This window comes from Exiguobacterium sp. s89, from assembly GCF_018617735.1.
Classification (GTDB): Bacteria; Bacillota; Bacilli; order Exiguobacteriales; family Exiguobacteriaceae; genus Exiguobacterium; species Exiguobacterium marinum.
This window is the reverse complement of record NZ_JACSKS010000003.1, coordinates 171,400-184,257: the sequence shown is the minus strand read 5'-3', so window position 1 is coordinate 184,257 and position 12,858 is coordinate 171,400. Positions and strand designations below refer to the sequence as shown.

Sequence of the window (12,858 nt, the reverse complement as noted above, 5' to 3'; positions counted from 1 at the left end):
TGCTTCCTATGAAATTCTTTTCGTCCAACCTCTCCATTTTATTACTCGGTAAATTCATGTCTTTGTTCGCATCCAACTTATTTACGTTCGTAGCAGGCTTAACGGTATTGACGACGACCGGATCTGGACTGCAATTTGCATTTGTCTTACTGGCAGGAACATTGCCACGCGTTCTCCTGTCACCATTTGCCGGTGCTTATGCGGATAAGCTTGACCGAAAAGGCGTCATCATCAAGATGGAGTCTTTGAATGGAGGATTATTTTTACTCGCAGGGATTGGAAGTCTAATGTGGACTTTTGAAGCACCTGCCTTTTATGTCATCACATTTTTCTTATCCATCGTCTCCACTTTCTTATCGGTCACGCTATCGAGTTCGATTCCACTTCTATTTGAAGAGGAAGAGCTTCAACGTGCCAACTCCCTCATTCAAAGTATCATCTCCATCTCAAGTATCGGTACTCCGCTTCTTGCCGGAGCACTGTTTAAACTCATACCGATTCCAGTGTTTTTATTCAGCTCAGCCCTATTCTTCATGATTGCTGCGTTACTTGCTTCTCGACTCACATTTCATCAGAAAGAGGTTGCTCCAACCGAACAATCCACCTGGGAAGATGTACGGTCCGGTCTGTCTTATTTGAAACAGCAGCGCGTTTTATGGACGGTCGCCGTCCTCGCCGCATTCTTGAACTTCTTTTTCGTCGCGTCAGAAGTGTTGTTCCCGATTGCAGCATTACAAGAGGTCGGTGTGTCCCCGTTCCAGTTCGGACTACTTGAAAGCATGGTTGCCATTGGATTTTTAGTCGCTTCTTTACTTCACGCCTTGCCGTTATTCAACATCAAACATCGCCTATCGACCATGCGATCAGCACTGACCATACTCAGCATTCTATTTGTCGGCCCTGCCATTCCATTATATTTGAACTTCAACGTCATCACGTCGATTTTCTTTTTTGCGATGTTCGCTTTACTGAGCGGTTTCTTCATCGTACGTGTCAATATCCCCATTCAATTGCTCTTACAAACGAATACGGACCCGAACTACTTAGGTCGTGTGATTGGGGTACTCGAATCACTCGCGATGGGGATCACACCAATCGGTTTCATCTTATTCGGAATATTAAGTGATCTTGTGCCAGTCGCTCATCTATATACCGCCTGTATGATTGGTCTACTCTTATGTACTTTCACACTCACCTATCGCATCCGTCACGACATCCAGGCAGAAAAAGCTGCACTTCAGTCAGCCGAACGTGTGTCGTAACGAAAAAGACATCGAACGAATCAGTTCGATGTCTTCTCTGTTGACGGGAGTACCCGTTTTTCTAATAAAAATGGTCCGAATGGGATGACGGATGCCATAACAGCAAGCGTCAAAACTTTGAAGCCCCAACGGAAGCGCCACGCCATGTACACGGCTGCGAGCACGTAAGCAACAAACAAGAAACCGTGCGCTGCGCCGACAATACTGACCGCAAGTGGAATGCCGGCCATATATTTCAGTGGCATCGCGATTAATAGTAACAGCAAGAAGGATACCCCTTCTGTGTAGCCAATCCATTTAAAATGAGTCATAGTCATATGCGTTCTCCTTTATCTCTGTTAGGCTACATCTATCGTAGCCGAAACGTGAGAGGTTTGTCACAGGAGAACATATAAAAGTTACGAGGCTATTTGACGATTTGGTGAACGGTGCAATACTTTCGTTTCAACGAAGTTACGAAGGAACAAGCCGTCGACTCCGATTTTGCCAGCGTTATGACCGGCAACTAAAATCAAGACAGATACGATCAACATCGTCGGGTTCGTGCTGACTGTTCCTGAAAGTAAGAACGCCATGTTCATGACAAGTCCGAAGAATGCTGCACTACGTGTGAGTGCACCGAGTAATAACCCTAGGCCGACCAAAAATTCACCATAAGGAATGAGGACATCGAATAATCCAGCGTTCGGGATTGCAAAGTTTTCTAAGAATGCGGCCCACCATCCTGCGACAGCTGGATGTTCTCCAGTGGCGAGTGACACCGCGTTGTTTAAAAATCCTTCTGTTCCAAAACCACCTGTGATTTTACCCCAACCTGCCGTCAACCAATGATAACCGAGCCATACACGTAATACCGTTAAAATCGCTGTGGCAACATTGTGGTTTTGCCAAAATTTCGTGAACATAATAATTCCTCCCTTTAAGAAGTTAAATAAATGAATAATGTGATTACATTCACAATATATCATCTATGTTCACTTTTTCACATATATAATCTTCCTTGTTCATAATTCGTACATATGTATGCCACAGTCTATTCACATATACAAAAAGACGCCTTCTTTAGGCGTCTCTAAGAGTATTATAAGGTGACTTCTTGGGATGGTTGACCTTTTTTGTTCATCACACGCATTGATTCAGGTTCGATTTTGAGAATGATGAGTTTTGGATCATCCGGTCCATCGAACCATCCTTCAAGTTTGTCATTCCATACTTTTTCTTTCATCGATTCATCATCTGACACCGTTGCTTTTCCTAAGATTTCTAGGTACGTGTCGCCGACTCCATCTCCATCGTAACCAATTAAAATATGAGTATATGGATTTCTCTCTAATTCCTCTACCTTATCTGTATCGTTTGAAGTTGCTGTATAGAGCGTGAAATCTTCATGGAAAAATGTCATATATCGACTGTGCGGTTTTACTTTATATACAGTCGCCATTGTACCTACATTACTTGAGTCTAATATTTTTAATGCTGTTTCTTTTGCACTCATTCCGAATTCCTCCTTCACGATTTGTCGCTCGTATACTGTTCCCTCAAACCATATGGTTAAACACAAAAAAACCTGCTCGCCGATGCGAGCAGGTATCATATTCCTTAGAAAGGAAGATTAGATTTTTTCAACGTTAGAAGCTTGTGGTCCACGAGCTCCGTCTGTGATTTCGAAAGTTACTTCTTGGCCTTCTTCAAGTGTTTTGAAGCCGTCGCCTTGGATTGCTGAGAAGTGTACGAATACGTCGTCTCCGCCTTCCATTTCGATGAAGCCGTAACCTTTTTCTGAGTTAAACCATTTTACTTTACCTGTGTTCATGAATGAACCCTCCTGAAATAAACGCTATGCGTTATAGTAGTGCCTTACTAGAAAAAACTTGACCAAAAAAAATACAAGCCTCTGGAATTATCTAATGAAAAATAATCCCAAGCACTTGTGAATTATGATTCCAGCTATTCTTAATTAAGCACATATTGAATATAACATGGTTAGATGCTTCTGTCTAGTAAATACTTCTGATTGCTAAAAATAAGTCGAAACGGGTACACCCTAGAGAAGATGACACTAGGGGGATCTATTATGAAAAATTCAAATGATCAACAGTCAATCGCATCGATGATTGCTGCTTATTCCGACTGGTCTGAAGAAGAATTAATTCATCAAACACTCAAGTGGCATCATACCACGAGTAAAACAACTTATCCAGCAATGAGCCAAACATACGCTTGTCGAATCCCATTAACGGAGCGAGTTTCGCCTGTCCGGACGTCTCTTCCGCTTGAACAGATCGATGGAGTGGTTCGTCCCGTTTGGATGCGCCGACTCGATGCGGAATATTTGAATCTGATGCATATGACAAAATCACGTGTCGATGTGACGAACTATGGGGCTGTTGGAGATGGCAAGACGGACTGCACCCTCGCCTTTCGTCTCGCCCTCCGCTCTAATCGCCGTGTCTATGTGCCACCAGGTGTATATATCGTTCGAGGAATTCGCCTTCCTTCTAGTTGTACACTTGAAGGTGCCGGACAAGACGTCACAATCCTCAAATTATCCGATCGGGCTCCGAAGCATCGCCGTCTTTTACGAAATACGACCCCATTCGCCGGCAATCATCATATCGAGGTATCCCATCTTACACTTGATTGGAACGTTGATCGTTTAGGTGACGTGAAACGAACGACAAGCGGTGACACGACATCGAGCGCTTTGACATTCGCGCACGTGACGTATGGATGGGTGCATCATGTGACGGCTAAAAATGCCGGGCTCCATGCGTTTGACATTACGTCCCCGCACTATCACTACCTAGGTGACGGACTTCGTGCGGCAAACGGAAGTCGGTATATCCATCTCAATCAACTCGAAGCAACGAATTATGGGGACGATGGGATCACAACACATCATAGTGATGCCATCTACATCACTAACTGTTATTGTCATCACCCCCATGGCCGAACGCACGCTTTAGGATTCTCAAACTCAAACGGCATTGAAATTGATGACGGTTCGCGTCACGTCACGCTTGTTCACAACAGAACGGAAGGCTGTTTTGGAGGTATCGAAGTAAAAGCGCATGGAACCTCGTCAGCCGCACACGACGTCCATATCTTCGGACATCTCTCCGTTCACGACAATCGTTCGTTCAACTTCCGCCACATCGGTCATCATTTGGCAGACGATCCGGATTCCGCGACTGCACGCTTCCTGTCCGGTACAAATTTGGTATCCATCGAGCCAGTCCGAAGCCCGCTTTATGCAAAATCCTCGCCACGGAGTCTGGTCGTTTCCGCATATCAAGATGTCTTCATCCATGGTTTGACTGCCATCGGCGACCCGACCTACGACTATGAACAGCATCCAGCACTTGCGATTCAATATAAGTCAAGACGTGTACAGTTGAAACGAATTTCCGTTCGCGGGTTTACCACAGCCCGAGCCGACCTCGAGCTGTTTGGAGGGGAGAACCGCACCGACGAAGTGACTATCGAAAACTTACGATGCCATGAATCTGCGCCAATCGCTTTAAAAATAGGACGTCAGCTGGAGAAAATCGCACTTCATCAAATCGAAGGACAGAAAAAAAGTGGAGATGCTCTCATCTCCACGAAAAGTCCGATTGATGTGCAGGACATACTCGCTTACGGATTCTCAGACCGGGTACGTTCGGACGTTTGAGCCGCCTCCACGAGCCGGTCCAATTTGTCGTCATCGAGTTCAAGCGAGCTTTCTTTCTGCTTTGCCATCATTCGGACGATTGCTTTGTCTAAAAAACCCATTCGTTCAAAGTCATAACCACTGCCAACGACCTCGACAAAATAGGCATGCTCGCGGAGTGATTCACGGTACGCCTCTTCTAACTCACGAATCCGCTCTGATTCTGTCGGTGTCCCGGCACACAAATATAAAGCGAGGGGATGCTCAAGCAAGTGTGCTTCGTGAAGCGCCAACCATTCCTTCATTTCGTCCTGGATGGTGCCCATCCGAATCGAACTGCCGACGATGACGTGATCGATCATCTCCCACATCACATTCGGCTCTTCTACGATATTTTGGACATGAACGTCACCCGACAGACGTTCAGCGAGTAGAGCCGCTACTTTTTCACTCGTCCCATACCTGGAAGAGTAAGCGATTAAAGTACCCATGTCGTTCCCTCTTTTCATGTCAGACGTTACTTACACTATTCCCGAATCATGAGAAGAAGATACGTGACCATTCAAAAAAAGCTCGCCTAATGGCGAGCTTTTGGTCACAGTTTGTACACTTGCGCTTCGTACGGACGAAGCGTGAACGGTTCAATCGGTTCCATGTTGCCGATGACGCGTTCGTTTACGTCATATGGTAAATCACGTTGTTGTGTTTCGCCCGAGAAGTTACAGAGCACGAGCCAAGTTTCCCCTTCGAACGAACGTGTGAATGCATAGACCGCTTCATCTTCCGGCAACAACAGCTCATACTTTCCATAGACAACGATTGGATTGGCTTTACGGAGCGCAATCAATTGACGGTAGTAATGGAAGAGCGAATTCGGGTCTTTCCGTGCCGCTTCCGCATTGATGTCGACATAGTTCGGGTTGACCCCGATCCATGGCGTCCCAGTCGTGAAGCCGCCGTGCGCTTCGTCCGACCACTGAACTGGTGTGCGTGAATTGTCACGTCCCCGCTCATGAATCCCACGGAAAATCTCATCATGTGTCAACAATCTTTTTGATGTGTAATCATGATAAGCATTCAACGTTTCAATATCTCGGTATTGATCAATCGAATCAAAGGCGACGTTCGTCATGCCGAACTCTTCCCCTTGATAAATATATGGTGTTCCTTTTAATAGGTGAAGGAGTGTCGCGAGCATCTTCCCAGAACGGACACGGTATTCCGGTGAATCATTCCCAAAACGTGAGATAGCTCGAGGCTGGTCATGGTTACTCCAGTACAAGCTGTTCCACCCTTCTTCTTCAAGTCCTTCTTGCCAACGTGAGAAGATCGTCTTCAGTTCGGTCAACTTCCAGTCCGTCGGATTCCACTTCCCGAAGCTCCCGTTCCCGACGTCTACGTGCTCAAAGTGAAAGACCATGTTCAATTCGTTGCGGTCTTCCCCCGTATAAAGCTTCGCTTCTTCTACACTGACACCTGGCATCTCCCCGACCGTGATCGTATCGTATTTCGATAAGACTTCTTGATTCATCTCCTGCATGAATTCATGGATGCGTGGTCCGTTAAAGAAGAATGGCGTACCGTCACCGTATCCCGTTCCTTGTGTTTGACCGTCTGGGTAGCTTTGGTCTTTTGAGATCATGTTGATGACGTCCATTCGGAACCCATCGACCCCTTTATCGAGCCAATACGTCATGAGGTCATACACTTCACGGCGAAGCGTCTCGCTTTCCCAGTTCAAATCCGGTTGCTTCTTACTGAAGAGGTGAAGGTAGTACTCATCGCTCGCCTCATCATACTGCCAAGCGCTACCGCCGAAGAAAGCTCCCCAGTTCGTCGGTGGTTGACCGTCCTTTCCTTTTTTCCAAATATAATAGTCACGATACGGACTATCTTTTGAAGAACGTGACTCCATGAACCATTGGTGTTCGTCAGAAGAGTGGTTGACGACAAGGTCCATCATGATTTTAATACCATGCCGGTGCGCTTCCTCAAGCATCGCATCAAAGTCATCCATCGTACCAAACTCGTCCATGATGGCACGGTAATCACGAATATCGTATCCATTGTCATCGTTCGGTGAATCATATACCGGCGAGAGCCAGATGACATCGATCCCGAGTTCTGCCAAGTAAGACATCTTCTCCGTGATTCCTTGAATATCACCAATTCCGTCCCCATTCGAATCATTGAAGCTACGTGGATAAATTTGATATACGACCGCTTCTTTCCACCATTGTTTCATGTTACATCCTCCTTGAAGTTCATTTTCCGTTTCAACGCTTTCATCGTACTGCCTTCAAGGATTCATGACCATCCATGATATGATTAGGATATGCACAATTTTGCTATAAAAAGAGGAGACTACTATGGAAATCGGCTTTTGTGGCTATTCGTACCATACAACGACTTATACTTTTCCATTCGCAAACTTACTCGATACGTATCTGATTCGCTTACAAACGGAAGGAACGGCTCGGATTGTGGTCAATGGGGAAACGATGATCACACGACCTGGTGACTTATTAATCGTCCGTCCGGGTGACTTCTATGAAATGCATGTCGATACACCCGCGAGCGGAGATTATCATATCTTTTGCACTGGACATTCGATGGATACATGGTGGCATGCGACTCCACGGAAACGACTGTATGCGATCACCATCGATTCCCGCCTACTTTCGCTATGGCAACACATTACAGAGGAAGTGCGTCGTCCACCATCTGAACAAAGTGCTGTACTAATTGAAACGCTCGTCCAAGCCCTTCTACTCATGCTCGATCGTTCGATTCAAGATGTGCATTCCCATACGCGACCTCCAGTCGTCTCTCGTATGATGCGCTTTATCGAAGCGCACGTCACGAGTGAGTTCAAAGTATCAGACGTCGCCACAGCGGTCGACCTCAGTGTTTCACGGACCGTTCACCTCTTTAAAGAAGGGACCGGGATGACCATCATCGAATATGCACAATCGATTCGGTTGCAGCTCGCCGAAGAGCAAATGCGCTATACGAAGCATTCGTTAGAAACGATTGCGGAACTATCTGGATTTCGAAGTTATCCATATTTCCACAGAATTTTCAAACGGAAATATGGCGTCGCACCAGGGGTTTATCGGACACTTCAACAAAAAAACGAAAAAAAATAAAAAAAGAGTGATCCATTTTTTGAACCGCTCCGTTAGATGGGTGTAAATAACGACAACACTCACTTACGAAAAGGAGCGATTACACATGAAGAAGAAGACGTTAAACAAAATCGTAGCCCCGGCACTTGCCTTAGGACTACTCGTACCAGTGAACGCACAAGCAGCGGACCACATGCCAACAGCGAGCACACCAGCAGGTGACCTTCGCGCGACACTCGACCAACTCTTATCTGAGCACTATGTATTAGCCGTCACATCGATGATGAAGGGTTATGACGAGGCAGCAGATGCTGCGGTCGCAGATCAAGCACTCGATCAAAACGCACTCGATATGACACCAGCCATTTCTTCTATCTATGGAGAAGAAGGTGGCATGAAATTTGAAGAAATCTTCCGTGGTCACAACGACTACTCAGCCGACTTCGTCGAAGCTGCAAAATCAGAAAACAAAGAGTTACGCATGGAAGCTGAAGCTGAAGTTGATGAGTTCGTAGAAGAATTCTCAACATTCCTCGACGCAGCGACGGAAGGGAACTTACCGAAGGAAGCAGCAGCTGATGCGCTTGAACTTCACGAAGACCAAGTCCTCTCTGTATTCGATAACTACGTCGAAGGAGATTACGAAGAAGCTTACATGACGTTCCGTGAAGGCTACAAGCACATGTTCAACATCAGTAAAGCCCTCTCAGGCGCAATCGTCACACAAATGCCTGACAAATTCACGACTGGAGCCGACACACCAGCTGTTGAACTCCGCTCAACATTGAACAGTCTCGCAGGTGAGCACTTCGCCCTCGCAGCAATCGGTATGCAAAAAGGGTACGATCAAGCAGAGGATTATGACTACGTAACATGGGCAGAAGACCAAAACACACTCGACTTCAAAGCAGCCATCGCTTCTGTATATGGTGACGAAGGTGCTGCACAGTTCGAAAAAGTATGGAACTCAGATCACATCACGGCACAAGGTGACATCGTCGCTGCTACACTTGAAGGTGACGAAGCGAAGATTGAAGATGCACGTATGAAACTCGACCAATTCGCTGTCGACTTCAGCACATTCCTCGATGCTGCAACAGAAGGTAACTTACCACAAGCTGCCGGTGAAGAAGCGATCAAACAGCACGAAGCGCTCGTACTCGACACGTTCGATCAATATGTCGCTGGCGATGCAGAAGCTGCTTGGATGTCATTCCGTGAAGGATATGCGTTCATGTTCGGTGTTGGTGAAACACTCGGTAACGCGATCGTGACACAAATGCCTGACAAGTTCGAAGAAACAATGATGCCTGAAGAGATGCCTGAAACTGGTCTCGGTGGTGCACAAGAACAATCAATGAACAGCCTCTACGCTGGATTAGCTGTCCTTGGCGGAATCTTACTCGCCTTCGTAACGCTTCGCAAACGTAAAGTGTCTGAACAATAATCAATAAGGAGGGAGCCCCATGAACAAGCGCCATTTGTTTCTGGCGCTCTCTCTCTTTTGTTTTAGCTTCTGGACGTGGACGAGCGCCCAAGAATCGTCGTCACCACCTGTAGAAGAAAAACAAATAGAGGAGAGCCCGGATTTAACGGCTGAATTCTCACTTCTACAGGAAGAGGTGAAGAAGCTACGTTTAGCCGAGGAAGAAGAAAACGCCAAGGCCGTCACCCCTGTTCAAATCCAGATCCCTAAAATCGATGTCGATACGGCAATTGAACAAGTCGGTGTCCTGGACAATGGACAGATGGGCGTACCAGAAGATGAGAACCAGGTCGGGTGGTTCGAACCCGGTGTCACACCAGGTAGCAAAGGAAATGCCGTGATTGCTGGTCACGTGGATAGTAAGACCGGCCCGGCTATCTTTTATCAACTCGACCAACTGACAAAAGGCGATGATGTTCTGATTCAAGATGAGGCGGGAAACACCTTACGATTCCGCGTCACGAAAACAGAACGCTATGATACGAAAACCGCGCCAATTGAAGAGATTTTCGGTGCCACATCAAATCGGAACTTAAATTTGATTACCTGTTCGGGGACGTTCGGGGACGGGGGCTACGATGAACGATTCGTCGTCTATACAGAGCTGGTGGATACCGAACTGAACGAAACTGTCGATCTCGAGACACCGACGGCAATCGAGCTGAAAGGTAACTTATTGACATGGCACGCCGTTCGTCAAGAGAGCGTGATTGGATATCGGATCTATGAAGTCATCGACGGAAAAGCGACTCATATCGAAAGTATCCCATCCCATGCACGAAAAAGTATCGAGGTCACAAGTGAGAACAACGCATCCTACTACGTGACTGCGATTGACAAGCTTGGAAATGAGTCAAAACCGTCTCAGATGACAAAATGACAAGAAGACCCCTTACTCACTTCAATGTGAATAAGGGGTCTTCTCAATTATACGAAGCAAGGAATTTGCGGGTTGAACGTCTTGTTGTTCTCCGTCATGACCTGCTTTTTAATTTTGCCTTCTCCGAGGTAGACGATGCGGTCAGCAAGCGCTTCGGCATCTTCCTCATCATGTGTCACGAAAATCGTCGTCGTGCCCGTCTGCTTCAACAGGCGACGCAAATCGTCGCGAATCCGGTGCTGAAGTGACGTATCCAAGTTACTGAACGGTTCGTCTAGAATCAAGAGCGCTGGCTTCGGTGCGAGCGCACGTGCGAGCGCGACACGCTGCTGTTGTCCCCCACTGAGCTCATAAGGGTAGCGGTGGCGAAATTCCGTCAAATTGACGAGTTCGAGCATCTCTTCAACACGCGCATTCCGTTCCTTGCGGTTCAGTTTATGAAGACCGAACCGAATGTTCTTTTCAACGGTCATGTGCGGGAAGAGTGCGTAGTCTTGGAAGACCATCCCGACGCCACGATCTTCTGGCGGCATGAACTGACAATCGTCGCAACAGACACAGTCGTTCACGACGACGACGCCCTGGTTCGGCATCTCGAGTCCCGCGATCAAACGGAGAATCGTACTTTTCCCAGAACCGCTGTCCCCAAGAAGTGAGACGATTTCACCTTTTGTGATTGAAATCGAAAACCCTTTGATGGTTTCTTCATTTGCACCTTTATAGCTAAAATGTAAATCGTTGATTTGAACGAACATTAGTCGGCCTCCTTATCAAGCACCTTGTGGGAAACGAATATCAACAGTCCACTCATGAGGACGATGACGATGGAAGCGAGTGCCGCTTCGTGAATCTTCTCATCACTCACGTATTTGAACGCCTGTGTCGCAAGCGTCGAAAAGTTAAATGGTTGTAAAAAGAGCGTCAGCGGCAACTCTTTCATAATATCAATAAAGACGAGGATGAACGCGCTCATGATGGCACCTTTGATCATCGGAATATCGACGCGGAAGAACGTTTGGACGGTATTCCATCCCAACATGCGGGACGCTTCCGTGAACGACTTCCCGACCTTCTCGAATCCGCTCTCAATCGAGTTGTAACCGATCGCGAGGAAGCGGATGACGTAAGCAAAGATGAGCATGATGAGCGTCGTTCGGAATACGAACGTCTGACTCAAGTCGAGCGCACGTGCCAGATTAAGCACTTTGTCATCGAGCCATAAGAAGAGCGTGATGACCGCGATGGCGATCGCTGCTCCCGGAATCGAATACCCAAGCGTCGTCACTTTTGAAATGACGCGTGTCATGTTCGACGGGAATAGTCGCGTATAGTTCGCAATGATGAGTGCGAACAGTAGGATAATCACGGTCGCGGTAAAGGCGACCCGTACCGTATTCCAAACGAGTTGCCAAAATTCTTCCGTAAAGACCGTATCGAACGTTAGGAACGTCCATGCCGTCAGCTGCGTGAACGGGATGACGAATGCAATCGCAAAGACGATCGAGACATAAGCGAATACCGCATAGCGATGCCAGCCTTGAAGCGGTCTCGGTTTGAGCGGTTTCACTTTTGTCGAAGCGTAACTGAATTGTTTCCGTCCTCGTACGAGTCGCTCCATCGTCAAGATGGCGATGACGAGAATCATAAGGGTACCTGCTAGCTTCAATGCGGACGACGTGTCTTTCATCCCGAACCATGTGCTAAAAATGGCCGTACTGAACGTCTGAATCCCAAAATATTTCACGACCCCATAGTCGTTCAGCACTTCCATCAAAACGAGACTGACACCACCGATGATGGCGACGCGAGAAATCGGAATGACGACGGTGAAGAAAATATCCCACGACCCGCGACCGAGAATCCGCGCGTTCTCAATCATTGAGGACGACTGGTTATGGAGGAACGCCCGCGTGATCGTATAGATGTATGGGTAGAGAAACAATGTGAAGATGAACACTGTCCCTTGAATCGACATGATATTGAAGTACGATTGATCGACGGTGATACCAAATTCATTTCGTAACGTCGTTTGAATCACTCCGGTGTAATTTAAAATGCCATGATACGTGTACGCCCCGATATAAGGCGGAATCGCGAGCGGCAAGATGAGTGCCCATTTAAAGAAACGACGGAACGGGAAATCATAGACGGTCACGAACCAAGCGAGGCTCGTCCCAATCACGGTCGTCAGTACACCTGTGGCTAACATGATGAATAGCGTGTTTCGTACGTAACGGGGAAGCAAGTACTCTTGGATGTGCTGCCAATTGTCATTGACCGGCGCAAACAATTCGACGAGCACGACAATTCCCGGTAGGACGATCAATAAAATCGCAAGAAAGCTGAGAATCGCCCATCCATTCAGTTGTCGTTTTACTGCGTGCCAGTTCATGTCGTACCGCTCCCGTTCTGTAAACTATCAATTCCTGTCCCATCATATCAGTTTCTAT

Annotated in this window: 13 protein-coding genes; 5 read left to right on the top strand and 8 right to left on the bottom strand. The window is 47.0% G+C overall.

Features of this window, described 5'->3' with window-relative positions:
• Nucleotides 1–8: 8 nt before the first annotated feature.
• Nucleotides 9–1,262 carry an MFS transporter gene (locus KNO96_RS10725; protein WP_214703640.1) on the top strand — a complete coding sequence of 418 codons (1,254 nt, stop codon included), beginning with the start codon at nt 9–11 and terminating at the stop codon, nt 1,260–1,262.
• A 20-nt stretch (nt 1,263–1,282) separates the two neighbouring features.
• On the opposite strand, the gene KNO96_RS10720 is transcribed toward KNO96_RS10725, so the two are convergent.
• The 4 genes from KNO96_RS10720 to KNO96_RS10705 form a co-directional block, all read right to left on the bottom strand.
• Entirely contained in the window at nt 1,283–1,579 is a 297-nt protein-coding gene (locus KNO96_RS10720) for a DUF3817 domain-containing protein (RefSeq protein ID WP_026824587.1), read from the bottom strand.
• Nucleotides 1,580–1,660: 81 nt separating this feature from the next.
• Nucleotides 1,661–2,167 carry a DoxX family membrane protein gene (locus KNO96_RS10715; protein WP_026824588.1) on the bottom strand — a complete coding sequence of 169 codons (507 nt, stop codon included), beginning with the start codon at nt 2,165–2,167 and terminating at the stop codon, nt 1,661–1,663.
• Nucleotides 2,168–2,343: 176 nt separating this feature from the next.
• Nucleotides 2,344–2,757, bottom strand: coding sequence for a pyridoxamine 5'-phosphate oxidase family protein (locus KNO96_RS10710; protein ID WP_026824589.1), 414 nt, complete (start codon nt 2,755–2,757; stop codon nt 2,344–2,346).
• Nucleotides 2,758–2,874: 117 nt separating this feature from the next.
• Nucleotides 2,875–3,075, bottom strand: coding sequence for a cold-shock protein (locus KNO96_RS10705; protein WP_015880427.1), 201 nt, complete (start codon nt 3,073–3,075; stop codon nt 2,875–2,877).
• A 261-nt stretch (nt 3,076–3,336) separates the two neighbouring features.
• On the opposite strand from KNO96_RS10705, the gene KNO96_RS10700 reads away from it, so the two are divergent.
• Nucleotides 3,337–4,935, top strand: coding sequence for a glycoside hydrolase family 55 protein (locus KNO96_RS10700; RefSeq protein ID WP_214703638.1), 1,599 nt, complete (start codon nt 3,337–3,339; stop codon nt 4,933–4,935).
• On the opposite strand, the gene KNO96_RS10695 is transcribed toward KNO96_RS10700, so the two are convergent.
• Nucleotides 4,899–5,405, bottom strand: coding sequence for a flavodoxin domain-containing protein (locus KNO96_RS10695; protein WP_214703635.1), 507 nt, complete (start codon nt 5,403–5,405; stop codon nt 4,899–4,901). The genes KNO96_RS10700 and KNO96_RS10695 overlap by 37 nt on opposite strands.
• Before the next feature lie 104 nt (nt 5,406–5,509).
• On the bottom strand, nt 5,510–7,159 hold the full coding sequence (locus tag KNO96_RS10690) for a glycoside hydrolase family 13 protein (RefSeq protein WP_214703632.1): 1,650 nt from the start codon (nt 7,157–7,159) through the stop codon (nt 5,510–5,512).
• Nucleotides 7,160–7,283: 124 nt separating this feature from the next.
• Between KNO96_RS10690 and KNO96_RS10685 the strand changes: the two genes are divergently transcribed.
• The 3 genes from KNO96_RS10685 to KNO96_RS10675 all read left to right on the top strand — a co-directional run bounded on the left by KNO96_RS10685 (nt 7,284) and on the right by KNO96_RS10675 (nt 10,408).
• Nucleotides 7,284–8,063, top strand: coding sequence for a helix-turn-helix domain-containing protein (locus tag KNO96_RS10685; RefSeq protein ID WP_214703630.1), 780 nt, complete (start codon nt 7,284–7,286; stop codon nt 8,061–8,063).
• A gap of 85 nt (nt 8,064–8,148) precedes the next feature.
• Nucleotides 8,149–9,489 carry a globin family protein gene (locus tag KNO96_RS10680; protein WP_214703628.1) on the top strand — a complete coding sequence of 447 codons (1,341 nt, stop codon included), beginning with the start codon at nt 8,149–8,151 and terminating at the stop codon, nt 9,487–9,489.
• 19 nt (nt 9,490–9,508) lie between these two features.
• Nucleotides 9,509–10,408: a class F sortase gene (locus KNO96_RS10675; protein ID WP_214703627.1), complete on the top strand. Its 900-nt coding sequence runs from the start codon at nt 9,509–9,511 to the stop codon at nt 10,406–10,408.
• A 47-nt stretch (nt 10,409–10,455) separates the two neighbouring features.
• Here KNO96_RS10675 and KNO96_RS10670 read toward each other — a convergent pair whose 3' ends face one another.
• Nucleotides 10,456–11,163, bottom strand: coding sequence for an ABC transporter ATP-binding protein (locus tag KNO96_RS10670; protein ID WP_026824595.1), 708 nt, complete (start codon nt 11,161–11,163; stop codon nt 10,456–10,458).
• Nucleotides 11,163–12,800, bottom strand: a complete 1,638-nt coding sequence (locus tag KNO96_RS10665) for an ABC transporter permease (RefSeq protein WP_026824596.1) — start codon at nt 12,798–12,800, stop codon at nt 11,163–11,165. The genes KNO96_RS10670 and KNO96_RS10665 overlap by 1 nt, the downstream gene beginning before the upstream one ends.
• Nucleotides 12,801–12,858 lie beyond the last annotated feature (58 nt).

Bases quoted from the DNA above. Each gene is read 5' to 3' on its own strand.
- KNO96_RS10725 (WP_214703640.1), top strand. From the start codon at position 9: ATGAAATTCTTTTCGTCCAACCTCTCCATTTTATTACTCGGTAAATTC.
- KNO96_RS10720 (WP_026824587.1), bottom strand. From the start codon at position 1,579: ATGACTATGACTCATTTTAAATGGATTGGCTACACAGAAGGGGTATCC.
- KNO96_RS10715 (WP_026824588.1), bottom strand. From the start codon at position 2,167: ATGTTCACGAAATTTTGGCAAAACCACAATGTTGCCACAGCGATTTTA.
- KNO96_RS10710 (WP_026824589.1), bottom strand. From the start codon at position 2,757: ATGAGTGCAAAAGAAACAGCATTAAAAATATTAGACTCAAGTAATGTA.
- KNO96_RS10705 (WP_015880427.1), bottom strand. From the start codon at position 3,075: ATGAACACAGGTAAAGTAAAATGGTTTAACTCAGAAAAAGGTTACGGC.
- KNO96_RS10700 (WP_214703638.1), top strand. From the start codon at position 3,337: ATGAAAAATTCAAATGATCAACAGTCAATCGCATCGATGATTGCTGCT.
- KNO96_RS10695 (WP_214703635.1), bottom strand. From the start codon at position 5,405: ATGGGTACTTTAATCGCTTACTCTTCCAGGTATGGGACGAGTGAAAAA.
- KNO96_RS10690 (WP_214703632.1), bottom strand. From the start codon at position 7,159: ATGAAACAATGGTGGAAAGAAGCGGTCGTATATCAAATTTATCCACGT.
- KNO96_RS10685 (WP_214703630.1), top strand. From the start codon at position 7,284: ATGGAAATCGGCTTTTGTGGCTATTCGTACCATACAACGACTTATACT.
- KNO96_RS10680 (WP_214703628.1), top strand. From the start codon at position 8,149: ATGAAGAAGAAGACGTTAAACAAAATCGTAGCCCCGGCACTTGCCTTA.
- KNO96_RS10675 (WP_214703627.1), top strand. From the start codon at position 9,509: ATGAACAAGCGCCATTTGTTTCTGGCGCTCTCTCTCTTTTGTTTTAGC.
- KNO96_RS10670 (WP_026824595.1), bottom strand. From the start codon at position 11,163: ATGTTCGTTCAAATCAACGATTTACATTTTAGCTATAAAGGTGCAAAT.
- KNO96_RS10665 (WP_026824596.1), bottom strand. From the start codon at position 12,800: ATGAACTGGCACGCAGTAAAACGACAACTGAATGGATGGGCGATTCTC.